The sequence below is a fragment of the Rossellomorea sp. KS-H15a genome, assembly GCF_024195245.1.
Classification (GTDB): Bacteria; Bacillota; Bacilli; order Bacillales; family Bacillaceae_B; genus Rossellomorea; species Rossellomorea vietnamensis.
This window is the reverse complement of the sequence record NZ_CP096886.1, coordinates 3769959-3792760: the sequence shown is the minus strand read 5'-3', so window position 1 is coordinate 3792760 and position 22802 is coordinate 3769959. Positions and strand designations below refer to the sequence as shown.

Here is a 22802-nt window from a genome sequence, read left to right as displayed (position 1 = left end):
ATAGCAACTAGCTATTTAAAGATTAGTGCTTAAGTTTCGCATGAATGGGAGGACGACTAAATGATTTTACATACAGAAGTATATGGAGAAGGGGACCGATTGTTTTTCTCCATACGGGGTTACAAACGGGAACGACTGATTTTGAAAAACAAAGAGAGGTGCTTCAAGAAAGCATGAAAGTCATAGTGCCGGATTTAAGAGGACATGGGAAGTCTGTCAGTGATGATTTCAGCAATTATTTTGAAGATGCTGCAGATGATTTGAAGGAAACGCTTAATCATTTGCAAATTGATAGACTGCATTTAGTGGGGTGCTCACTGGGAGGACTAGTGGGGTTGCGGTTTGCCAAGAAATACCCTGATCGATTACGAAGCTTAACGTTGTCTGGTATTACTTCCGATAAGCCTGATAATTGGGCAGTCATGCATGCGCAAGATGTTCAATTCCAAAGAGAATTACTGGAAAATAGCGAATTCACCAAGCAATTGGATCTGCAGCACCAATCTGACTGGAGACAGCTTATTTATATGGCCAGGGACGAAGACTGGTACCCTTTTGAATATACGTCTGACTTAGATAACATAAGTGTTCCGGTTCTCTTTATGGTGGGTGAAGGGAATCCAGCAGAAGTCGAAACTGCCGCCAAATACCGGAACATACATAGTCACATACATGTGTGCGTCATTCCATTTGCTTCGCATTTAGTTCATGTCGAAAAGCCCGATATGTATACTGAAGTACTGTTAGAATTTTTAAATGTAGGACAAATTAAGAGCTGATATGTCTTTTAGATGACTGTGCATTGGGTGTGTTTTTTGAAAATTAGGAAATCAACTATTGTTTATACATGGAATTTCGTGTTAAAATACATTAATTTGTGTATCGTGAGATGAATTGCACGACCATACATAGTAGGATTTTCACTAGAAATAAATAAAAAAATAGTTGATTGGGAGATGTTTCGATGGAATTCAGAGGATCTAGTGTTTATGATCAAACGGATTTTTTTTCGAATTATATGAAAAGAAGAAATAGACAAGACAGTCCAAACAATGCCATTGAAGGTCCTATTATGTATGAATTAATGGGAAGCATTCAAAATAATAGTATCTTAGATTTAGGGTGTGGTGATGCCTCGTTCGGAAAAGAACTCATACATAAAGGGGCAAAACACTATACAGGAGTAGAAGGTTCAAAACAAATGGTAGAAGCGGCTCGCTCTAACTTACTTGAACAAAACGGAACAATATACAACGAAACAATGGAATCGTATGATTATCCGAAAGAGACATTTGATCTAGTAACATCTCGATTTGCTATCCATTACGTTTCTGACATTAACCCCCTGTTCCAAAATGTTAGCAAAACGCTTAAAGAAGACGGCAGATTTGTTTTTAGTATCCAGCATCCCCTTACCACTTCGTCATTTGCAAGTAAGCAATCCGGAGATAAACGTGGTAATTGGATTGTCGATGATTATTTCCATGCTGGTGAAAGAAAAGAGCCCTGGATTGATCAAGTAGTGGTTAAGTATCACCGGACCATTGAACAATATTTTCTGGCACTTCGACAAGCTGATTTTACAGTGTTGGATTTGCGTGAAGGTACACCTGAACGTGAACATTTTAGTAGCGAAGAAGAATTTGTTAGAAGGCAACGGATTCCAGTCGTACTGGCTTTTTCTTGTGTGAAGTAAGTGAATTTTAAAGATCATTTTTAGTATAAGTTGGCTTATCCAGAATAGGGTAAGCTTTTTAAATAGCAGAGGTGAATCTCATGAATATTAAAGGAATTAATCATTTTCTCTTCTCTGTTTCAGACCTGGAACGCTCCATCCGTTTTTACCAGCAAGTGTTCAATGCAAAGTTACTCGTAAAAGGGAAAACAACAGCCTACTTTGATCTTCATGGCTATTGGCTTGCCTTGAATGAGGAAAAGCATATCCCTAGGAATGAAATCTCACAATCTTATACTCACATAGCCTTTTCGATTGAAGAAGAAGATTTTGAGCAGGCGTATAAAGAGTTAACGGATTTGAAGGTAAACATTCTGCCAGGTCGAAAGCGAGACAGTCGTGATAAGAAATCAATTTATTTTACCGATCCTGATGGTCATACATTTGAGTTTCATAGTGGAACTTTACAGGATCGAATAGATTACTATAGGGAAGATAAACCTTATATGGAATTTTATGAGGAGGAGTGAAGGTATGCCGCTGGTTGAACACAATTTGATCCTTAATCACAAAGATTTCTCACCGGTGTTGGACCACGTTAAAGCTACATTTAACAAAGTCATCTGCTCAGGGGCTTCTACTCTTATCATTCATAAAGATTCTATTGTGTTAGAAGAATACATAGGGAAGCAGGCAAGGAAAGAAGACGCTAGAACCGTTCAGGCTGATACTCAATTTCATGTTGCTTCAGTTAGAAAAAGCTACATCGGTTTTGCAGTTTCGTATGCTTTGTACTACGGATACATTAACAGCATAGATGATCCGGTTTTATCCTATTTGCCTGAACTTGAAGAGAACACCTGGAAAGGTACAACGATAAGACATTTACTTACTCATACACATGGATTAACTCAAGAAGCAAGTAAAGACATTCGGGAGTTTACTTCAGGATCAAGCTGGTCTTATAAACAAATTGGGATCGAGGCACTGACTCAGATTATCAAACGGACAACAGGTAAGTCAGTTGCAGATATCCTTCATGAGAGTGTCTTTACTCCCTTAGGCTTTACCGAATCGGATTGGTATTCACAGAAACACGAAAAGCTGGTCGATGTCGTGCTGCGTTATGAAGGGGATGAAGATTGGAAGACGAGTGAAAGCACTGAAGGGGACAAAATGAACATGTATGTATCGACCAGGGAGCTAGCTTACTGGGGGTATTTCCATTTGAAGAAAGGAAAAGTGAATGGAAAGCAAATGGTTCCGAGAGAAATAATAGAGGTAGCTACTTCTCTCCAAAGTCCATCCACCCTTCATAAAGACTTACCTCAAAATGGCTTCTTGTGGTTTGTCAAAGATTTACCCGCCACAAAGACAGAGATTGGTGATCAAGTCCCTAAAGGGTCCTACCAAATACTTGGGTTTACCAATGTAACTCTATTAGTAATTCCTGAAGAGGATATTGTGGCAGTTCGGATGTTTAATAGCTTTGGGTCTCCAGATGGCTATGATTACTTATCCGACGTAAGGTCGTTTGGGGATACGGTTATAGCGTGTGTGAAGAATGAATCCGAAGTGAAAAAATAAGAGAGAGAAAATAAAGAGTTGGCGAGCCAGCTCTATTAATTACTCTCATTATCCAAATAGGAAACAGCAGTCTGAAATGCCTTTATCCTTCTCTCAATATAAGTCCGCTGCCCACTCCCTGGCTTTGTTTTCTCAAGAAAGGAAGGAAGCATCAACAGCAATCCCTTCAGCACCTCTTTTGCCATTAATAACTCATCTTTGCTAACAACCAACTCCTTGTCTTCCCATCGTGCATGGAGAACATCTTCGCCAATCCTTGCTGCTTTCAATCGTTTCTCAAGCAAGTTCGTCTGCGGTGTGCCTGGTTTCATACGAGCAAGAGCAATTTCCGATTTACGAATGATCGAACGAAACGCTTCAATCAATTGCTGCTGTTCTTCTGGTGTGACTTGTTCCATGACAGTCACCTCATTTCTCTAATTTTGAACTATATGTAGTTTACCAAAAAACAATCCCCTGCACTGACTTTTGATATAATGACAACTAAGAAGCTTAAATAGGATGGTGACCGATGGAACAGAACGTCTTTGAAGAAATGGCCAAGCGATACGATACAGAAGAGCGAAAGGAACTTGCTCAGATTGTCGTGGAGAAAGTGAAAAAAGAACTGCAGGACAGTCAAACTAAATCCTTGATTGATTATGGGAGCGGTACAGGGCTCGTTAGTTTAGAACTGACAGATCTGGTCGCTTCGACATTGTTAATCGATTCATCGGAGCAAATGCTGGAAGTGGCAAAAGCAAAGATCACTCAGAGAGAAATTACCAACGCTGATGTCCTTCATTCCGACTTTACACAGGGTACGCCTGACGTGAAAGCGGACATTGTCCTCATGTCGCTCGTTCTTCTCCACATCCCAGATACCCAAAAGATTTTACAAGAAATGTTCTCGATCCTCCATGACGGCGGCAAACTTATCATCGTCGACTTTGACAAAAACGAAGAAATCAGCCATCCAAAGGTACATAACGGATTTGTACATGAAGAGTTGAACGACATACTCTCTGAAGTAGGATTTAAATCTACTGAAATTAAGACATTTCATCATGGAAAGCGCGTGTTCATGAAGAAGGATGCTTCGATGTTTATTGCGAGCAGTATAAAGTAAGAGAACAGCAATCATTCAGGGAACTGAGTCTGGCATTTTCAGGCTTGGTTTTTTGTTTTGCTTGGATTAAGGGTCATTCAGCTTGGTTATTGCGAATATTTGAAATTAATGGATAATGGTTGTTAAGGAAGCGGATGTGCTCAGAGAATTTTGAAGTGAGTATTAGGAGTATGAATGAAGTTTTGGTATTTGTTTATCTTCCACGAAGTTTAGTGAAGAAGGCTAGAGAGGGGAAAATAGATGGTTCAGAAAAATATGACATATCGAGTGTATGCCAATTGGGCCGAGTTTCTTGGATGTGATTATTCAGAACTACTCGTTCCTAATGTGAAGGTATTGCAGCATTCCAAGAGTTTAGATGGATATAACGGAATTTACGCATTCTCCAATGAGATCTCCTGCATCATTTCCACTCCACCAAAATACGTATCAGTGCTGGGGAAAGCGGTGATGAACCTCAGGTCAGACGCAGTATTTGATACTGAATGGCTTGGTCAATTACTAAATGGCAAACGTACTAAAATCATCGGCCCGGCGTTTCAAGGGTATGTAGAGGGTGATTCACTCCTTCAAGCAGGTTCTTTATCAGTAATTGAATATAAGAGTGAGCACCACAGAACGTTAATGGAGGAATTGCGTGAATCATGCTCAGAAATAGAGTGGCAACACAGTTCAATTGATGAACAGAAAAGCCCGATCCTATTGCAAATCCTCAATGGGAAAGTAGTGGCAGCAGGTTCATGGAGAAGGGGAGAGTCAGGATTTCTGAGTGTCGGGATTATTACCCATCCTGCTCATAGAGGTAAAGGTTATGCGAAAAAAGTTGTAAATGCCCTCACACAACGAGGGTTAATAAGTGGTGCAACTATGCACTATCAGACACTTGAGTCCAATACACCCTCCATTGCCATTGCTAAGGCGTTGGGATATAAGCGGTTAGGAAGGACGATTGCCATTAGGTTGAGTGAATGATTTGATATGTAGAACTTACATTTGGAGGAGTATGGATGAAGATCAGACCTGTAAAAAAAGAAGAATATCGTTTCATTGAAGACTTTGTCTATGAGATATTCAGGAACACCACTTTTTCAGATGGAGTCATTGAAAAAGCATTGGTAAGAGAGATCCGTGAAAAAACGTATTATATTCCGCAGCTTGATCTGGTGGTTGAGAAAGAAGGAAGGATCATCGGTCACTTTATCCTCTCAAAACTACCCATTAGTCATAAGCATGAACATGAAATCTTGATGTTATCCCCTGTTACAGTCGCATTGAATCAACAACAACAGGGCGTTGGCACGTTTATGTTAGAAGAAGGAATCAGAATAGCGGCTGAAATGGGGTTTAAAGGAATCGTGGTTGAAGGAGATCCCCGGTACTATCACCGTTTTGGATTTAGGACATCGACTGCATTCGGAATCTACGCGTCGGAGAAAAACCTCCCACCTTCTGAAGAGAATTTAATGGCCATGGAATTGAGTGAAAAGGGGCTCGAGAATATCTCAGGCGAAGTGGATTATTCGATTTATCGTGCGTTGAGACACTGACAGCCAAGGAGGGGATATGTCATAAAAAAGCTATTCTTTCTTATCCTATTCATATTTGTTATAGGGGCTTGTAGCCAACAAAAAGCAAAAGACAAACCGACTGATATAAAGTACATTACTTTGGAAAAAGTTGAAACTGTCATAACGGAGCAAGGATTTGAATTAGATAAAGAGACTGATTTACCAGGTGAAAACGTCTTTATACAAGAATTAAACGGTATTACTCCTGAAGTATATAATGCAAAAGGTCATACATTATCGCTTTATGTTTTTTCTTCTACAAGGGATAGAGAAAAAGGATTACAAAGGTTTGAAGAGAAAACGGCAAAAGCAGAAGTGGTTGAACATAAAGCATATGAAATGAATAATATTCTGGTGTTTTATATAAGTGATGATGAAAATATGCAGAATCGATTGTTTGAGGCATTGCAGGAATTGGATGCTTCGAAATGAAATTCCGCCTTGTTGGAAAAAGTATATTAATAAGAAAAGTGAGGATTTATATGACTCAACTGACATTCCATGAGTTACAGAGCTACCTGGCACTAAAATACAAAGAAGGACGCACTTCGTCTGCTTTGTTTATGAAGCTGGTAGAAGAAATTGGCGAGGTTGCAGAGGTACTGAACCAGTTAGAAGGCAGAAAAGAAAATACAGGGAATGCTTCTTTAGAAAAAGAGTTAGTGGATGTTATACACTACGCAGTCGCCATTGCGAGTATAAATGAGATTGATTTAACATCGGCCATACTGAAAAAGGATAAACAAGCTGCTATGAAATATAATCAATCTCCAAACTTAGAAGAATATTTAGTCGTACATAATAAAGAGGATCAAATAAAAGATAGTTTTGCAGAATAAGAAGTAAAGAAGGGGGTTCCTATGGAAATTATTATTATCAGGCATGGACAAGGAGAACACACAGTGGATTTACCAGGGAGTTTGCAAATTCAAGATCCTTCTTTAACCCAAGAGGGAGTGAATCAAGCTGAAACACTTCAATCCCGGTTCACACTAACGGAAAGAGATCTTGTAGTCATCAGTCCAGTCAGAAGAACGTTAGAAACGGCAAAGATTTTAACGAATGACATAAGCTGCAGAAAGATCGTGAGCCCTTCCGTATCTCCAAGAATGTTTCCGCAAAAGCGTGAGTGGAAAACCCTTCCCTGTGATCGGATGTTAGATAAGGAAATAATAAAAAAAGAGTTTCCAAGCTTTACGATTGATGAGGTATTTCCAGAAGAACTATGGACTTCGGGAATCAATACAATGCCGGAACAAGAATTTAGTATAGTAGCAGAAACGTTTCTAACATGGTGCAAAAGCCAAGGTGTTGAACATATATACATAGTTTCACACGATGGGACAATCAATTCGTATAGGGAGTTTATGGGAGGAGGAAAACTGACGAGAGAAGACTTTTTAACAGATGCTGGATGGATGAGGCAAAGTTACTAATCTATAGAAAAACCAGCCCATTTAGAATGTGCTGGTTTCCCATATCATTGTTAGTCCTCTATTTCCCACTCTGGATTCCATACAACTTCCCATAGATGACCGTCTAAATCGAGGAAGTGACCAGAATATCCTCCCCAGAATGTATCTTTGGCCGGATCGGTGATTTTTGCCCCGGCTGTTTCTGCTTCCAACATCACCTTATCCACTTCCGCTTTACTGCTAACATTGTGACCGATTGTGAATTCAGAGGGGCTTCTGGGGGAGAGGGGGACATTCGCTTCTTTCGCTAGGCTTTTTCGTTCCCAGATGGCTAGCTTCAATCCATTTTTCAAATCGAAGAAAGCAACGGCACCATTCTCAAATTCCTGCCCTATGATCCCTTCAGTTGGGAGGTGCAGACCGTTTTGATAAAATTCCAGTGATCTTTCCAGGTCATCTACTCCGAGAGTCAGTACGGTGATTCTTGGTTTCATTAATCGTTCCTCCTTTGTTGATGACTTATTATAGTCTTATGTCGGTTTGGAGATCAGTTTGAGCTTGAGAGCTGATCGATAGACGGAAAAATTCCGCTTAAATAGAAATTTCTATTAAAAAAGAATGAAATAGACGGAAGAACTCCGCCTATTTACTCCAATGGTTCCAATGATAGGAGATTTTCCTATGCATAAGCGGAAAACCTCCGCTTATTTAACCCAACAACATGCTACATTTTAAATGTAACCGGAAAATCTCCGCTTATTAAGTATTCCTAAGATTATGAAACTACGCGGGTTCTTCTTTTCTACATGATGCCAGAAGCTCTATTCAACTTTACGGCTGACTCGGAACTTTAATTACCTTGATCATTTGTCGTATGGATCCGAGATGGTAGGCGGAGTGTGCGATCGCTCCAAGCATTCCTGTAATTTTCTGTTCATCTAAGGAGTCAAGTGAATCAATCGTTGTAAGGAGTGAGGTGTATTCTTGTTGAAGGTCAGAGGTGAATAGTGTCCATGTGTTGGTGTCTACGCTCGTGATTTTCCAGGATGCTTCCCAGTCCTTGTCGGGTTCTTCTCCATTTAAATAGGACCTAGCGACCCACACATAATAGCGGGTATGATCGGTTTGGGCGGCGATGGTCGTGCCGTTGACCGGTATCGAAACGTCTTCTGCCGATAATCCTTCTAGCGTCCCAAATAAACCACTTCCAGGCTTCGATTCTGTGTACCAGCTTCCGTTTCCTTCAGGCCCTTCAAATGTTTCCTTCAACAAGGTCTTAACAGCTGCCAACATTAAATTCTCCATCATAGTACCTCCTGAAATTGTATTTAACCATCTAAAACAATTTAGCTGGTTATAAGTTTACTCCGGTTGTTTCTAACTGTCAATATGTATTATGATGGTTAGAGTAAAGGAGTCATGATTATGTCAGAAACAAACCCTTATATGATGGTCGGAGAACGACTATGTATGGATTTCATCAATACCGTCAGCTGGCGGGAAAGTACGGAGAAAAGGCGGGACTGGTTTAAGAGTTACACCGAATTGGTCGACTGGTCCCTACATGCTGAAGTGTTGACAATTCAACAGGCACAAGATCTTCTTAGTGAAGCAGAGGAAAACCCCTCAAAAGCAGAAGATGTCCTGAAGCAGGCGATCGAACTGCGTGAAGTCATGTATCGAATGTTCAAAAGCATTTCAAAGAAAACCCCGCCCGCCGAGCAGGATCTGGCATGCTTCAATGAATCCATGAGCCCCTTCTATCGTTCATTGCAAGTCATACACGAGAACGGCGAATATACTTTGAAGTTCAAACAAACAGATAATCCCCTGGACACCATGCTGCCACCCATTCTACAATCAGCTGTGGATTTACTCACTTCAAAAAATGAGTTGGAGAGGGTCAAACAGTGTGAGGGAGACCCTTGCGGATGGTTATTCTTTGATACAAGTCGGAATAAAAGTCGCCGATGGTGTTCCATGGCGGATTGTGGGAATCGTGCGAAGGTGCGGAGGTTTTATGAGAAAGGGAAGTGACGATACTCGGTCACTTTCATCATTATCTAGTCATCAACCTAATAGGATAAGTATGTCAGAAAGATTGACGTACTTTTTTCAATAGGAAGTTCAAAAATCGAAGGGATGAATGCAATTGAAACGACTATGGATCATAATGGTCATCCTTCTCTTGGCAGGGTGTAATACCGCTGAACAAGGAGAGAAATCTTCTAAAGAAGTAGAAAAACCTCCTTCAACAGAAACAAAGACAATTGGAAATCTCAAAGAGGGCTACACTTTCGAAGAGTTCATGGAAGATCATGAGGTCTCGTTGAAGGGGACGGACATTCCTTACAGGGTGGAAGAAACATTCACGAATCAATCAATTGCTCTTGAAGGGAAGGCACAGCTCAGCAGGTATTATAATTATGGCTTCAATGAGCTAGAAGGCAGTCACTTTGTCATCAAGGTGACAAAAAAAGATGAGTTGGATTGGTATGTTTATTTACCAAGGGAAGAGTACCCGGATCTGTTTAAGGCGTTAAAGAAAGGACCGGTGGATGTGTACGCGACCGTTTCCATCCCGAAAGAATATTTCGAAACAGGGCAGGGTCACCTTTCAATCGTTGAGGAAATATTGTTTAAACAAAGCGATATAGAAGAAGCCCCACTTGATGACGAGCTGGCTGACTATATGAAGAAGAATTCCGTGGAGCTTACAGCCAGGGATATCCTGTACGATTTAAAGGGAATGTCAGATCATCCATTCGCCCTCAGTGGGAACGCACAGCTCGTGACCTATCGCTATGCCAGCGCATACAAGGACTTGGAGCCGACCCATTTCGTATTAAGTGTGCGGGACACCGTAAACAGTGAGGAGCAGCTTTGGAGGATAGTCTTCGACCGGGTGAAGTACAAGGAATTATATGAACAGGCACTTGGTGGGATGGTCCATGTCAATGTCACCGCGATGGTGGAGGATGATCGCTTTACCGAATATTCTGGAACAAATGCTATGGGTCAGGATGTGGAGTTTGAACCGTTGGAACGCTATGCTGATACGTCGATGGAGGGGCAGGTCTATATGGAGGAAAACGGATTATCAGTCATCGGAAGGGAAGTATTGTATGATCCGATTTCCTATATCGAGGTACCTTTCTTTGTAGAAGGAACGGCCGAGATGGACCCTTATGCCACTGCCAGCGGAGAGTATGAAGATCTGCAGGACACCCATTTTCGGATAGATATCGTCGAAGATCCTTACGGCGAACAGTATGTCGATTATCCCCGTGCGCTGGAAGGGTGGTCGCTCTATCTTGACCGGCAGAAATATCGCCATATCTATGAGAAACTCAGCCAGGAAAAGTACCTTGATGTCATGGTAACTGCACGCATTCCCCGGGACAGATATAAGATGGGGCAAGGCGGGACGGCGTTGGTTGACAATGTGGTTATCAAGTAGTTTCTTTCCATTTTAAATTACCAGACAGGTTAAATTTACAAAAGTATTCAATTATACCTATGATGAGAATTGTTTCGCATTATTAGTAAAGGGAAATATCACTGGAGCGTGAACCGATGCCCCCAATAAAAAAAGCATACGCCTACGTCACTAGAGTAAGAGATAGAAGGCTGCAAGTATTGGTATTTCAACACAAGGATATTCCTGAGGCAGGTATCCAGATACCAAAAGGGACAGTAAAAGAAGAGGAAGACACGTATAACGCAGTAATAAGAGAAGTTAGAGAGGAAACTGGAATACAAAAATTCGAAGTGCAAAAATTGATAGCAGCCGACTATTGGGAAAATGATGACGGTGCTATGCATAATAGGTATTTTTATAAGATCGTTTGTCATGAAATGGCTGACGAGTGGGAGTACAACCCAACAGGTGGAGGAGAAGAAGAAGGACTTACCTTTCAATTTTTTTGGATCTCATCCGAAGAAGAATTTGAACTAATAAGAGGTCACTCTGACTATTTGAAGCTGGTTTTTGATTAATAAGAAGAGAATCATATTATTGCAGAGGGCTTATCCAAAACAGGGTAAGTCCTTTTTTATATTTTAGAAAAAAAGGGGTTATTAGGGAAGAGGTATGAGGAATTGAGGTTCTTTTTTCTGAAAATTCAAATCCGTAATTGCTAAAAAAAACCAGTTTGTTATAATTGAATATGAATGGAATTTGATTTGTGAAGGAGGTTGTAAATCGTGCACTCAATGAACTTCATACCAGAACCATTACATGTACGATGTCCAAACCTTCTTATCGCATATAGTTAGTTAATCCTGAGATTTCTTAATCTTATTAGTATGTGGGGACTATCGTTTGTTGATAGTCTCTTTTTTTTATCAGAAGAGAGCAATTGATTCATGAGGAGGAAAAATAGATGGTGGATTTTCGATCAACCGAGTTTGTAATGGAAGAACATGAACTGAAAAAGTACTTACAAGAATATAAGAATGGACAAAAGCCGTGGGACGTAAAGAATCATGTTGGTCTTGTAAAGTCCATGATGAATTTCATCGGATCTACGGATAGTGAGCTTAGGGACAAATTGATTTACAGCACCTTTTTTCACTTAGCCATAGACAACCAGTTGGAGCATGATTTATTGAGTGATCTGCTGGATTACAGTTTAAGTGATGACATGTTATTCAAAAGGATTGGCGAAAACGGTACGGATACCGTGTTTAGAAGGGCGTTTAGTTCACTTGTCATCGCCGTTATTTTATACAAGGATAATAAGGATGATTTTCTCTCCAGGGACGCTGTCTATAAAACAAAAGATCACTTAATCAACTACATCAACTCTGAAAAGGACCTGAGGGGCTTTGTCCCCGTGAAAGGCTGGGCACATAGTATAGCCCACGTGGCAGACGCGTTTGACGAATTGATACTCAATAAAAAAATGGAGCAGAAAGATCTTTTTGACATGTTACCTCCACTTTGGGAGAAGATCCTTGTATCTGAAAGTGTCTATGTTCATTCTGAAGACGAAAGAATGATCACACCGATCCTTGCCATGTTAGAAAAGGGATTGGACATAGTGGAAATAGAACACTTACTAAAAGGAATACCAGCCGAACTGAAACGTCGGAAAGAACATGTAAAGGAAGAAAATTATTGGTTTTTAGAAGCGAACTGTAAAACATTTTTAAAAAGCTTTTATGTAAAGATAAGTTCCCGTGAAGAGTTGATTTCTCTTCGTCGGGATATTGAGTTGTGTTTATCTGAATTATAGAGGAGGAAAGGGATGAAAAAGAATAAAATAGTCCGAGCATTCGTTGACCCCGAACACAAAGTAGAAGAGGGATATGAAGACATTCTAGAACTATCACGGGTGTGTAAGTATTCGAACTGCACACATATAACCGAGGAAGACTGCGCGGTTCAAAAAGCCATCCATGAAGGCACTCTTTCAGAAGAAAGATTTAACGCCTTTTATAAAGATAAAAACGAAGCAGAATATGTTTCCAAACAAAAGAATAAAACCAAGGCCATCGAGTATATGAAGCAAAGGGATCTATTTAAAAGATCTTAAATCGAAGTTGCCTTAAAATAAAGGGGTCAAAAATATGAATAAGCATGAACCTATCGAAATAGAAGGCGGATTAAGGTTGGTTTATCAAGAACCGAAGGAGTACACCCACTATTATTCCATTTACCATGGACAGAAATATGCAGATTCCTATTTTAGAAGGTCCTCAGATACGTTAGTGGAAGTGGCAACCATTTTTGACTGCGGATATTTCATCATGGAAGGCGAAACGATCATTGGTGGTGTACTTCTGAAACCTCATTTCATCTCGGATTTATTTGTAGTACCGCCCTATAAGGACTACGAAGGGTTGGCCAGCAAGCTATTAAACTATGTAAAAAAGATATCTGCGATTGAAGAAAACATTATTGTAAGAGAAGTGGTAGAAGAACATGTGGCAACGTATGAACAACTTGGATGCACGATTCAGGAAGTGAATGTATGGATGATTCGTCCGACGGAGCCAATGAAGACCACTCTTCCTGAAGGGTATAGTTCGAGGGCTGTAACAAGTGAAGATGCGGAGGATATCGCATGTTTACTTATGAAATCCTATAGTACCAATCCGGCGTATAAGCAAATCGGCACGAAAGAAGATTATCTCCTTCACGTAAATGAATTTAACGATGTACACAAACGCAATAAGATTATGGATGAGTGTTCAAGAGTTGTGATCGATGCTCACTCGAACAACATTGTGGGTGTCTGTCTGCACATGGAATTTGAAGAATATCCACTTATCATGAGTTTAGTCGTGGATCCTGATCATCAGAAGAGGGGACTAGGACGTTACTTGTTAACCCACTCAATTAATCGGTCGAGTGCAGGATACCCGGCCACACGCTTATCTGTGATTGAGGATAATGCAGCGATAAAGCTTTATGAAGACCTTGGATTTCTTAGAAGTAAAACGATCAGTGATATGTATTTAGCATGAAAAAGGGAGTAGAAGCTATGATGAAGAAGCCAGAAACAAACGAATATCCCCCATATTATAAAGAGTATGTAAACAATGTACGAGATGGAGAACTGCTCCAGATACTCGAAGATCAACAAAAGGAGACCAAGAAACTGTTGATGGACTTAAGTGAGGAAAAGGCAGAATACCAGTATGCTCCAGGAAAATGGACCATCAAGGAAGTCATCGGCCACATAACCGACACGGAGCGAATCATGTGCTACCGCCTTCTCAGTATTGCCAGGGGAGAAAAGGGAATGCTGCCTGGATATCATGATGATGAGTATGTGAGGAGAGGGAATTTCAATCGGTTCTCACTATCCGACCTTCTCCATCATCAAGCCATCGTCCGCCAACACACCCTTCTTCTTCTAAGCAGCATGGATGAAGAAGCGTTGCGCCAGCGTGGGAACGCAAACGGCTCCGAAGTGACGGCACGTGCGATTGCCTACATTATTGCAGGGCATGAAATTCACCATCGAAGGTTGATCAAGGAGCGGTACTTGAATGACACTGTGACAAATAATAATAGTCAGTAGAAAGGATGAAGCCGGATGATTTCAGAGCTTGATCCGACTGGATTTTATAAATGCAAGAAATTATTAGAGCACGATGGACCCTTGGAATCTAAAGCTGCCATTGAAGGTACGCAAACCGACCGCATATTTGTGGATGACCCTATGTCTCCTGCCTCTGGATTTATATGGCTGGGAAGTAATAATGGTTTTATCTTTATTGGAAACGAAGAAAACGCAGGATTTAATAGCCATCTAAACCATCACTTCAATACAGTCATCAAACCAGACGCCAACAGAATGGGTTTAACAAGTTTTGAAGCGATAGGTGATCATCCAAAGTGGAATAAGACGATCAAAAACGTATTTGGTGAAAATCTGAAAGGGTACAATCAAAAAGTATTTGAATTACAAAAGGATCATTATATCAAGGAACATGAACCTCCTTTAGAACCAGGATATGAAACTGTTAAAATCACAAAAAGTGTTGTGGAAAACAACGGTTCCGAAATATATGGAAACATTGAATTTTTACAATCGAAAGTATTACAGTTTTGGCCGTCATTTGAAAGGTTCTTCCGTCAGGGTGTCGGGTATATGGTGGTTTATAAAAATGAAATTGTAAGCATTTGTTTCTCAGGAGTTGTAGCGGGATATGTGCAAGGCATTGACATTGAGACGTTACCACATCATCAAGGGAAAAAGCTTGCACAGAAAGTCGCTCATGCTTTTGTTCAAGAATGTTTAGAGAATGGAATTACACCGTATTGGGATTGTATGGAGATCAATGAACCCTCTGTATCAGTTGCAGAAAAGATAGGGTTTCGGAATAAGCATAATTATATGTGGTATAGTGTCCCGTTTGAATGATTTCCTTTATGGAGGATCCTTTCCTATTTGCTGTTTATGTTCAATTCCTTAGAAAACAGTAGTATTTACACTTCGATTTTTTCAGAGTGGGTAACCGGGAGGAGAAAGAAATGAAGGGGGAATATTATGAATGAATATATGCAAAAATGGGAGAAAACGAGGAAAGGAGGAAAGCTTAAATATATCCTATTTCAGTCATTGATGACAGGCGGCGCTTGTTTTCTGACTTTCATGTTGTTTAAGGTGGTCTTTAATACCGCATCACCAATAGGCGTATTGATTTATCAATCTATTATAATCGGCTTAGTAATATCGATTCTTTCCTGGATAGTAAATGAGAAAAGGTATAAAAAGTATCTATAGAAGTAGTAGAAGCGGTAAAGATTAGCTAGATAAGCTTAACTCGAAAGGAGGAGCTGTCCATGTGGTGGCAGTACTATGGCGATGCAGTGATTGCAGTATCAGGGCTGTCAGCAATATTGCTTCTGAGTTCGATTCATTTCTTCAGCGTGAAAAGTAAAAGAGGATTCATCATTCCATTAACCATATCCACTATAGGCTACATATCCTTTGTAATAGGTATCGTCTTTATCCGAGGATTTGAAGGATTAGGATTTATGGTCTATGGTTTCATCATTATGGGGATTGGTCTCTTATATTACCTGGGAGTGGGGGTCTATAGGAAGATTAGATACTAATGACAATATGAGGTATAGCTGAATCGCTTAACAAGCATCAGCCCTCATGATAAAAAGGGGTGAAACCATTGTTGTCCACAGAAAGATGCGAGTTACATAGATTAAAGGAAAGTGATTCTCACCATATAAAAAAATTATACGACAACGAGCAGGTACGAAAATATTTAGGTGGCACCGTCAATGAAGAATCATTTAAACAGAGATTTCATGACATGATTCATTCACCCAATAAGGAATATCATTGGACTATTTTCAATAAAAGTTCCCAGGAATTTGTCGGGATGGTATTCCTAGACACCTATCATGACGGAATTCACACTGAAATCGGCTATCAATTTTTACCGGAATTTTGGGGGAGAGGCATCGCCAGAGAAGTCATTAATAAGGTATTGCATTATGGGATTCATACTATGCAATTAGACAGGGTCATGGCCGAAACACAGTCACAAAATAAGGCGTCTTGCAAACTATTATTATCCGTAGGGATGAGGTTGGAGAATAAGATTCAACGCTTTGGAAATGAGCAATCCGTTTTTACCATTTCAAATGGCTAGTTTATCAATGAAATACATAGGAATGCGAAAAGAAAATTGTAGGTGAATGTATGAGTTTATTAAAAGGAAAAAGGATTCTCATAACAAGCGGAGGTACACTTGAGAAATGGGATACAGTTAGAGGACACACTAATTTAGCAAAAGGGACGATGGGGTGTTATCTAGCGGAAGAAGCGTTGAGCCATGAAGCAGAGGTCATTTACCTACACGGCTATTTTGCAAAGCTTCCTGAAAGCCATGGAAGCATGCGCTTGATACAATTTGAGGGGATAGAAGATCTGGGTGAGAAAATCAAATCGATTGTACAATCTGAACCTATTGATGTCGTGATCATGGCAGCAGCCGGATCGGATTGGGTAGTCGATAAAATGTTGGACCAACGAGGGAATCCGATTTTGGAGACAGGAAAAATGACGAGTGATGAACCCCCGATCATTCATTTTAAAAAAGCTCCAAAAGTATTATCAGAAATAAAAAAATGGAATCCAAACGTCTTGCTTGTCGGATTCAAGTTAGAGCATACAGATGATCAAGAGTACTTGTTCGAAAGAGCGAACATTCGAATGGATTCTTCCGGGGCAGAATTTATGGTTGCGAATAAAACGGCGTCTCTCTATGGTGAAAGTGCGGAGCATTATATTGTTTCAAAAGGTCAACCTCCCCAAACGTACATAAGTAAGAAAGATACAGCAGAGGGGTTAATGGAGTTACTTGCAGGTCATGTAAACTAAATAAAAAGTTATGTTCAAAAGAAAATGAATATTGCCAGAAGTGAAACGGTTTGAAATAATGGGTATTTGTGGCAGGTGATTTTTTACTGAAAGGCGGATACGATGAAACAACGATCAACCAATATTTCACTTATCATTTTAGCGCTATGTATTTTAGCTGGTGCATGGATGATTTCGAATGCCATCCAAAACAGTGACTCTCAAAATGTAGATGATCAAGTTACAGTAAATATGAATTCAACAGAAGGACCTCAATTATTAAGTTCCACAGAATTAAAAGATTACTTAGGTATAAGCGACGAGCAATTAGAATTGATATACCCCAGAAAAGAAGATGACGTTGTTATTAGTGAAATTCCATATATAAAAATGGGATATGAATACTACTTTCCTGTTAAAGCGATCGATCGATGGTTAGAGGAGACGGAAGGTAAATCTTTTCAGTGATAGGTAAACACTAGACTAATTAAACAGCTGAAGACTATATCAAAGACCTTCAGCTTTTTACATTTTTTAAAGGGGGATGAGATTTTGCAACACTGCAAGAACTGTCATACCCAATTCCAATGGAAGAAGGTCTACCGGTATTTATGGGGCCCAATTATAAAACCGTTCAGATGTCATGCATGCCAACATGAGCACCTAATAACGATGAAGGGAAGGGTCATGCTTAGTCTGTTGTATTTACCGACGACACTCTTTCTCCTATTCCTTACTCCTTTCCAAAGCATAGTATTGAATCTTGGAATTGGGATGCTATTCATACTTATCGGCTCACTGCTGAGTCCATTCATAGTGAGGTTCAAACTTGAGCAAACCAACCAATCATAAATTTGACGTGGAAATCTAAATGAAAGGATGTTTACCATTAAAAAAGCTATTTTGTTAACTGTATTCACCCTCATCACTATATTGGCCGCATGTTCTAATCAACCCACATTTGAAGAATTCTTTCATAAAGAAATGAAGGAAAATGCAAAGGAATATGATAAGGAAGTGAATTATTCCTATTCCCTCATTCACAAAGAGGAAGAGGTCATCGAACCAAACGATGCAATCGCCGTATTTACAGAACATAATCCCCGGGGAGAACAAGTCTTTATCGCCTATTTCAAACAAGAAGACGGTCAGTGGGAATGGAAGCAAACAAGGGGAGCGGAATGGGATACGCCTGTAAAGTGGTCGGCAATGCATCAGGAACCGTATATCTATTCCGGTGCAATCAGTGATTCTTCCATAAAGCAAGTGTTTGCAGGGAGAGAGAAAGCCAATATCATCGAGGTGGAAGGCGATAAACGGTTTTGGTATGCAGTCAGTGATACTAAGGATGCAGAAATGAAGGTCGTTAAGGAAGACGGAACGCAAGAAGTTATTGAGGAATTAGATGATAAAGAGCTAGAGGAATCGTCTGAGCAGTTTCATAATAGGTGAAAGATTGGTAGAGGAGGCATTCTATGAATCTTAGAATATATCGGATCATTCATCTCATCATAACCGGTATCATCACGATACCTATTACACTTTTTTTAGCAAGTGGAGGATTTGGGGAGAATTATACAGGGCACACATTTGTTTACCCTGGCTTCCTTTCCATTATAGGAGTATGGCTTATCGGTTCTGTGCTCTTATTTATTAGAAAATCAGCAGTATTCGGCTTAGTCATCAGTGCACTACCGGCATTGTTTTTCATTTTGAATGTTCTTATTACATTTCTGACATAAGCAAGAGGTTCGATTATAGTTAGCCATGGGGCAATTTAAAGACAAGTTCACTAAAGTAAGTAACCTACAAAGAACATCCTGGAGGAAATACGATGCAAACACATATCCGAGAAGCCACTAAAAACGATTACGATGCAGTTCATCGAATCCAAAGACAAGTGCACGAAATGCATACAAAGGAAAGACCAGACCATTACAAGATGGCAGATACCACGTTAGACCAGGACTATTTTAACAACTTAGTAGATGGAGAAAACACGAAGGTATTTCTATTAGAAGAAGTCCAGCCCATCGCCTATACCATTCTTACAATCAAGAATGCAGCAGAACGGCCGATCCTCATTCCTAAGAAAGTGGTTTATATGGATGACTTTGGTGTGGATCAGACGTTCAGAGGAAGGGGATTGGGAAAAAGATTCTTTGGGGAAGTAGTGGAGTACGCCAAGACGATTGGTGCAGATTCACTGGAGTTAGGTGTATGGGAGTTTAACGAAAATGCGATTAAATTCTATGAATCCATGAATTTAAAGACTAAATCAAGGATGATGGAAATCCGTTTATAAGATTCTCTCAAGCTTTCAGAATTAGGGGAGGGACTTCAAATTGAAGGAAATAAGAGAAATCAATCATTCTGCATACGCATCATTTTGTTCACTTGCCAATGGGGCATTCCCTGGTTTACATGCCGATCAGTGGCTGCAGGGGCATATCGAAGAGACACCGAGCGAAAGCTTATATGGGTTGTTCAAGGGGAATGATTTAGTGGCCGGCATGAGGACCTTTCTGTTTGAAATGAACCTGAACCAAACCACCATCCCTGTTGGCGGAGTCGGGATGCTTGCCGTTGATTTGTTACATAAGAAAGAGGGAAATGCGCATCAACTAATCAAGTATTTTTATGAGATTAATAAAGCCAAAGGTCATCATCTTGTGATGTTATATCCGTTCAACGTTTCCTTTTATAAGAGAATGGGATTTGGAATGGGGACACAGGTTTATCAATATTATGTCAGCCCATCCTCTTTTCAGAATGGTTCCTGTAAAGAGCATCTTGAACACTTAAACGATGAAGACAGAGAACTCATTCTGGATTGTTACAACCGTGTTTTTCAAAGAACGCATGGGATGACGAAACGATTTCCGACAGAGCGGGAATTGAATCGACCTTTTAATTTTGGAAAAGTGGTTGGTTTTAAACGGGATGGTCAAGTACTTGGTTACGTATTGTATGAAGGTAAGGGGAAGGATCTTTACATACATGAGCTATTCTTTGAAACAAGGGAAGCGATTGAAGAATTATCTACTTTTTTACATCAACAGGCTGATCAATTTAAACGAATCATCATAAATGCTAACCGTGGTGACCTCATTCACTTTCTTAGTTCACCTGAAAGTGGGATGGACACCATGCTTGATACAGCGCCTTCTGTTGACAATAAGCATATGGTGAACCTTGGGGTTGGTGTGATGTACAGGGCCCTTGATTGTAAAGGGTTATTGATGGAGCTGTACGAGAAGAAGCACCGATTTGGCCGTGCTTCATTAACGATAGGTTTTGAGATACAGGACGATCTGCAAGGTGACGAGTCAAAGAACTTCAACGTGACGTTTTCACACGGGGAGATTCAATATTTTCATGAACAGACAGTCGACACTATCGTGCGAATGGATATCTCCGAGTTTTCTTCGATGATCATGGGGGCCGTGACTTTTCGCTCGTTATATAAATGGGGCAAAGCAGAATTATCGAACCCAGCATATGTGAATCAAATCCATGACCTTTTCCACACGCATGAAAGGCCGGTATGTACGAAAGCATTTTAAGGTATTCAAGATGAAGGGGTATCTGAATGAATAAGAGTGATACATATTTAAGTATTGAAGAGCTTCTTTCCATACCTGCCATAACAGACTTACACATGAGTGAGGACGGACAACGCGTAGCATTTGTCAAAAACACGGCTGACTGGGAAGAGAATATATATAGGAATTCCATCGTGATATATGAAAAAGACAAGGGGGAATGCACCCCATTCACAGAGGGGACATCCCCACTATGGTCGCCGGATTCCACACGTTTAGGCTATCTTTCAGCTGGTGAGGGAGGTATGAAGAATCAAATCTTTGCGGAGTCAATTAATGGTGATGGCAGAGTTCGAATTACGAATGAAAAAGAAGGGGTCATTCAATTCAAGTGGGATCCTTCTGGCAAGGGGATTTACTATGTTACACCGTCACCGGAATCTGAGGAAATCAAGAAACGCAGGGAGAAGTATGGGGACTTTCACCATGTAGGCAAGGATTACCGGAACCATTGTTTATGGTACGTGGAAGTAAAGGATTTTACTAAACCTGATAAAAATGTTCCCTATCAACTGACGGATGGCAGAGATTTTCACATCCAAGAATTCGAAGTTTCAGCCGATGGGGAAAAGGTGGTGTTCATGGCTACGCCAAGCCCGGATGGGGAGGGTGGTCAGAACGGAGAAATTCACCTGCTTGATCGCCCATCTGGAGATTTGCGGGAGCTGGAGGGAGATAAGGTAGTCGGAGGTAACGTATGCTTTTCTCCTCAAACTACGAAAGTGTGTTACACAGCGAGCTTACGTGAGAAGGGTTACTATAAGACTCATATCATGGACAGTACACTCGAAATCTATGATCTTACGAGTGGTCAGCGAATTCAACCATTGTTAGATTTTGACCATGCGGTTGTTCCCATACGCTGGACAGCTAAAGGGATTCTACTGATGTGGCAGGACAAAACGAATTATCGGATCGGGTTATTGTCTGGAGATGGGAAGTTGGACATGATAAGCGGAAAATCGGATGGCTGCATTATGGAAGCTTCAACAACAGAAGATGGAAAACATCTGGCCTATCGTAAGGCTGCACCGAATGAAACATTCGAAGTCTATGCTGATAATGAAAAAATCACCAATGAGAATGGTCTGCTCCGGGGTAGACTTACAAGTAACAGGGAAATCATCTCATGGAATAGCCGTGATGGTCTTGAAATTGAAGGGGTATTAACAACCCCGAAAGACATGGATTGGAATAAAAAACACCCTTTACTGGTCTTCATCCATGGCGGTCCGGCCTGGGCTTCTTTCCCCATCCATTCAAGCTGCTTCAATGAAAAATATCCAGTTGAGCCGTTTATTGAGAAGGGCTTCATCGTTTTGGAACCAAACTACAGAGGTAGCTCAGGATATGGAAATGATTTTTTGAAGGCAAACTATCGAAACCTTGGCATCGGTGACTACGAGGATGTGATATCCGGTGTCGATGCACTCGTGGACCGGGGAATAGTAGATCAAGATCGAGTCGGGGTGATGGGCTGGAGCCAGGGCGGATTCATCTCAGCATTCTGCTCTACCTACAGCGACCGATTCAAGGCTGCCTCAGTTGGGGGCGGAATCAGTAACTGGGTCACGAATTATGTGAATACAGATCTGCCTTCCTTTATCAGGATGCATGTAGGAGAGACACCTTGGAATGACCCGGAGATCTATGCCAAAGCCTCACCCACGACCTATATTCAATCAGCCTCTACGCCAACCCTGATCCAACATGGTGAGAAGGATGCAAGAGTCCCGCTTCCTAATGCATTCGAGCTCCATAAAGGACTTAAGGATATGGGAGTCGAGACAGAATTAGTCGTATTTGAAGGAATGGGATACAGCTCTGACAAGCCGGGAATACACCGGGCTATTATGGAGCAGAATTTAGTTTGGTTTTTAAAATGGTTGGTTAATTAGGTTAACTAGGGACGGTTCCCAATTAACTTTTTCACTTAAAAAAGCCATGGGGCGGGTACGTTGTGAACCAACGTACCCGCCCCATGGCCATCTTTTTCTGGAAA

The 22802-nt window shown here is 40.6% G+C and carries 31 protein-coding genes; 28 read left to right on the top strand and 3 right to left on the bottom strand.

Annotated elements, in window-relative coordinates:
• Positions 1-44 precede the first annotated feature (44 nt).
• From M1J35_RS19445 to M1J35_RS19430, 4 genes are all read left to right on the top strand, one after another.
• Complete coding sequence (locus M1J35_RS19445) at positions 45-779, top strand: alpha/beta fold hydrolase (RefSeq protein WP_254652015.1); 735 nt, start codon at positions 45-47, stop codon at positions 777-779.
• Between the two features lie 185 nt (positions 780-964).
• Positions 965-1696 (top strand): class I SAM-dependent methyltransferase, encoded by a 732-nt coding sequence (locus M1J35_RS19440; RefSeq protein WP_254652014.1) that lies wholly within the window; start codon positions 965-967, stop codon positions 1694-1696.
• Positions 1697-1776: 80 nt separating this feature from the next.
• Positions 1777-2205, top strand: coding sequence for a FosM family fosfomycin resistance protein (fosM, locus tag M1J35_RS19435; protein WP_254652013.1), 429 nt, complete (start codon positions 1777-1779; stop codon positions 2203-2205).
• Between the two features lie 4 nt (positions 2206-2209).
• Positions 2210-3262, top strand: coding sequence for a serine hydrolase domain-containing protein (locus M1J35_RS19430; protein WP_254652012.1), 1053 nt, complete (start codon positions 2210-2212; stop codon positions 3260-3262).
• Positions 3263-3297: 35 nt separating this feature from the next.
• Here the strand turns inward: M1J35_RS19430 and M1J35_RS19425 are convergent, their stop codons facing one another.
• A complete protein-coding gene (locus M1J35_RS19425) occupies positions 3298-3660 on the bottom strand; it encodes a hypothetical protein (protein WP_254652011.1) in 363 nt (120 codons plus the stop codon).
• A gap of 113 nt (positions 3661-3773) precedes the next feature.
• Between M1J35_RS19425 and M1J35_RS19420 the strand changes: the two genes are divergently transcribed.
• The 6 genes from M1J35_RS19420 (at position 3774) to M1J35_RS19395 (ending at position 7374) form a co-directional block, all read left to right on the top strand.
• Positions 3774-4370: a class I SAM-dependent methyltransferase gene (locus M1J35_RS19420; protein ID WP_254652010.1), complete on the top strand. Its 597-nt coding sequence runs from the start codon at positions 3774-3776 to the stop codon at positions 4368-4370.
• Positions 4371-4610: 240 nt separating this feature from the next.
• A complete protein-coding gene (locus M1J35_RS19415) occupies positions 4611-5342 on the top strand; it encodes a GNAT family N-acetyltransferase (RefSeq protein WP_254652009.1) in 732 nt (243 codons plus the stop codon).
• 35 nt (positions 5343-5377) lie between these two features.
• Positions 5378-5917, top strand: coding sequence for a GNAT family N-acetyltransferase (locus M1J35_RS19410; RefSeq protein ID WP_254652008.1), 540 nt, complete (start codon positions 5378-5380; stop codon positions 5915-5917).
• Positions 5918-6037: 120 nt separating this feature from the next.
• Positions 6038-6370: a hypothetical protein gene (locus tag M1J35_RS19405; RefSeq protein ID WP_254652007.1), complete on the top strand. Its 333-nt coding sequence runs from the start codon at positions 6038-6040 to the stop codon at positions 6368-6370.
• The gene (locus M1J35_RS19400) at positions 6367-6777 is read left to right on the top strand and encodes a MazG nucleotide pyrophosphohydrolase domain-containing protein (protein ID WP_254652006.1); all 411 of its coding nucleotides are present in this window, start codon (positions 6367-6369) and stop codon (positions 6775-6777) included. The genes M1J35_RS19405 and M1J35_RS19400 overlap by 4 nt, the downstream gene beginning before the upstream one ends.
• A gap of 21 nt (positions 6778-6798) precedes the next feature.
• Positions 6799-7374, top strand: coding sequence for a histidine phosphatase family protein (locus M1J35_RS19395; RefSeq protein WP_254652005.1), 576 nt, complete (start codon positions 6799-6801; stop codon positions 7372-7374).
• Between the two features lie 50 nt (positions 7375-7424).
• Here the strand turns inward: M1J35_RS19395 and M1J35_RS19390 are convergent, their stop codons facing one another.
• Both M1J35_RS19390 and M1J35_RS19385 read right to left on the bottom strand, forming a co-directional pair.
• A complete protein-coding gene (locus M1J35_RS19390) occupies positions 7425-7847 on the bottom strand; it encodes a VOC family protein (RefSeq protein WP_224519270.1) in 423 nt (140 codons plus the stop codon).
• Between the two features lie 337 nt (positions 7848-8184).
• Entirely contained in the window at positions 8185-8661 is a 477-nt protein-coding gene (locus tag M1J35_RS19385; protein ID WP_254652004.1) for a hypothetical protein, read from the bottom strand.
• 117 nt (positions 8662-8778) lie between these two features.
• Between M1J35_RS19385 and M1J35_RS19380 the strand changes: the two genes are divergently transcribed.
• The 18 genes from M1J35_RS19380 to M1J35_RS19300 all read left to right on the top strand — a co-directional run bounded on the left by M1J35_RS19380 (position 8779) and on the right by M1J35_RS19300 (position 22698).
• The gene (locus M1J35_RS19380) at positions 8779-9390 is read left to right on the top strand and encodes a CGNR zinc finger domain-containing protein (RefSeq protein WP_254652003.1); all 612 of its coding nucleotides are present in this window, start codon (positions 8779-8781) and stop codon (positions 9388-9390) included.
• 115 nt (positions 9391-9505) lie between these two features.
• A complete protein-coding gene (locus M1J35_RS19375; RefSeq protein ID WP_254652002.1) occupies positions 9506-10813 on the top strand; it encodes a hypothetical protein in 1308 nt (435 codons plus the stop codon).
• Between the two features lie 116 nt (positions 10814-10929).
• Positions 10930-11352, top strand: a complete 423-nt coding sequence (locus M1J35_RS19370) for an NUDIX hydrolase (RefSeq protein WP_254652001.1) — start codon at positions 10930-10932, stop codon at positions 11350-11352.
• 386 nt (positions 11353-11738) lie between these two features.
• Positions 11739-12593 carry a DUF2785 domain-containing protein gene (locus tag M1J35_RS19365; protein ID WP_224519275.1) on the top strand — a complete coding sequence of 285 codons (855 nt, stop codon included), beginning with the start codon at positions 11739-11741 and terminating at the stop codon, positions 12591-12593.
• 12 nt (positions 12594-12605) lie between these two features.
• Positions 12606-12893, top strand: coding sequence for a ribosome small subunit-dependent GTPase A (locus tag M1J35_RS19360; RefSeq protein ID WP_224519276.1), 288 nt, complete (start codon positions 12606-12608; stop codon positions 12891-12893).
• Positions 12894-12927: 34 nt separating this feature from the next.
• Positions 12928-13827 (top strand): GNAT family N-acetyltransferase, encoded by a 900-nt coding sequence (locus M1J35_RS19355; RefSeq protein WP_254652000.1) that lies wholly within the window; start codon positions 12928-12930, stop codon positions 13825-13827.
• A gap of 17 nt (positions 13828-13844) precedes the next feature.
• Positions 13845-14387 carry a DinB family protein gene (locus tag M1J35_RS19350; protein WP_224519278.1) on the top strand — a complete coding sequence of 181 codons (543 nt, stop codon included), beginning with the start codon at positions 13845-13847 and terminating at the stop codon, positions 14385-14387.
• Positions 14388-14402: 15 nt separating this feature from the next.
• Entirely contained in the window at positions 14403-15233 is an 831-nt protein-coding gene (locus tag M1J35_RS19345) for a GNAT family N-acetyltransferase (RefSeq protein WP_254651999.1), read from the top strand.
• 422 nt (positions 15234-15655) lie between these two features.
• The gene (locus tag M1J35_RS19340) at positions 15656-15931 is read left to right on the top strand and encodes a hypothetical protein (RefSeq protein WP_254651998.1); all 276 of its coding nucleotides are present in this window, start codon (positions 15656-15658) and stop codon (positions 15929-15931) included.
• 68 nt (positions 15932-15999) lie between these two features.
• Positions 16000-16485, top strand: coding sequence for a GNAT family N-acetyltransferase (locus M1J35_RS19335; RefSeq protein WP_371928688.1), 486 nt, complete (start codon positions 16000-16002; stop codon positions 16483-16485).
• Positions 16486-16535: 50 nt separating this feature from the next.
• Positions 16536-17216 carry a phosphopantothenoylcysteine decarboxylase domain-containing protein gene (locus tag M1J35_RS19330; RefSeq protein ID WP_254651996.1) on the top strand — a complete coding sequence of 227 codons (681 nt, stop codon included), beginning with the start codon at positions 16536-16538 and terminating at the stop codon, positions 17214-17216.
• Between the two features lie 102 nt (positions 17217-17318).
• A complete protein-coding gene (locus M1J35_RS19325; RefSeq protein WP_254651995.1) occupies positions 17319-17663 on the top strand; it encodes a helix-turn-helix domain-containing protein in 345 nt (114 codons plus the stop codon).
• An 84-nt stretch (positions 17664-17747) separates the two neighbouring features.
• On the top strand, positions 17748-18047 hold the full coding sequence (locus M1J35_RS22865; protein ID WP_371928687.1) for a TIGR04104 family putative zinc finger protein: 300 nt from the start codon (positions 17748-17750) through the stop codon (positions 18045-18047).
• A gap of 51 nt (positions 18048-18098) precedes the next feature.
• Entirely contained in the window at positions 18099-18647 is a 549-nt protein-coding gene (locus tag M1J35_RS19320; protein ID WP_254651994.1) for a hypothetical protein, read from the top strand.
• A gap of 23 nt (positions 18648-18670) precedes the next feature.
• Positions 18671-18937, top strand: coding sequence for a hypothetical protein (locus M1J35_RS19315; protein WP_254651993.1), 267 nt, complete (start codon positions 18671-18673; stop codon positions 18935-18937).
• Between the two features lie 92 nt (positions 18938-19029).
• Positions 19030-19500 carry a GNAT family N-acetyltransferase gene (locus tag M1J35_RS19310; protein WP_254651992.1) on the top strand — a complete coding sequence of 157 codons (471 nt, stop codon included), beginning with the start codon at positions 19030-19032 and terminating at the stop codon, positions 19498-19500.
• Positions 19501-19540: 40 nt separating this feature from the next.
• Entirely contained in the window at positions 19541-20761 is a 1221-nt protein-coding gene (gene eis, locus M1J35_RS19305; protein WP_254651991.1) for a GNAT family N-acetyltransferase, read from the top strand.
• A gap of 26 nt (positions 20762-20787) precedes the next feature.
• Positions 20788-22698, top strand: coding sequence for an alpha/beta hydrolase family protein (locus M1J35_RS19300; RefSeq protein ID WP_254651990.1), 1911 nt, complete (start codon positions 20788-20790; stop codon positions 22696-22698).
• The last annotated feature ends 104 nt before the right edge of the window (positions 22699-22802 follow it).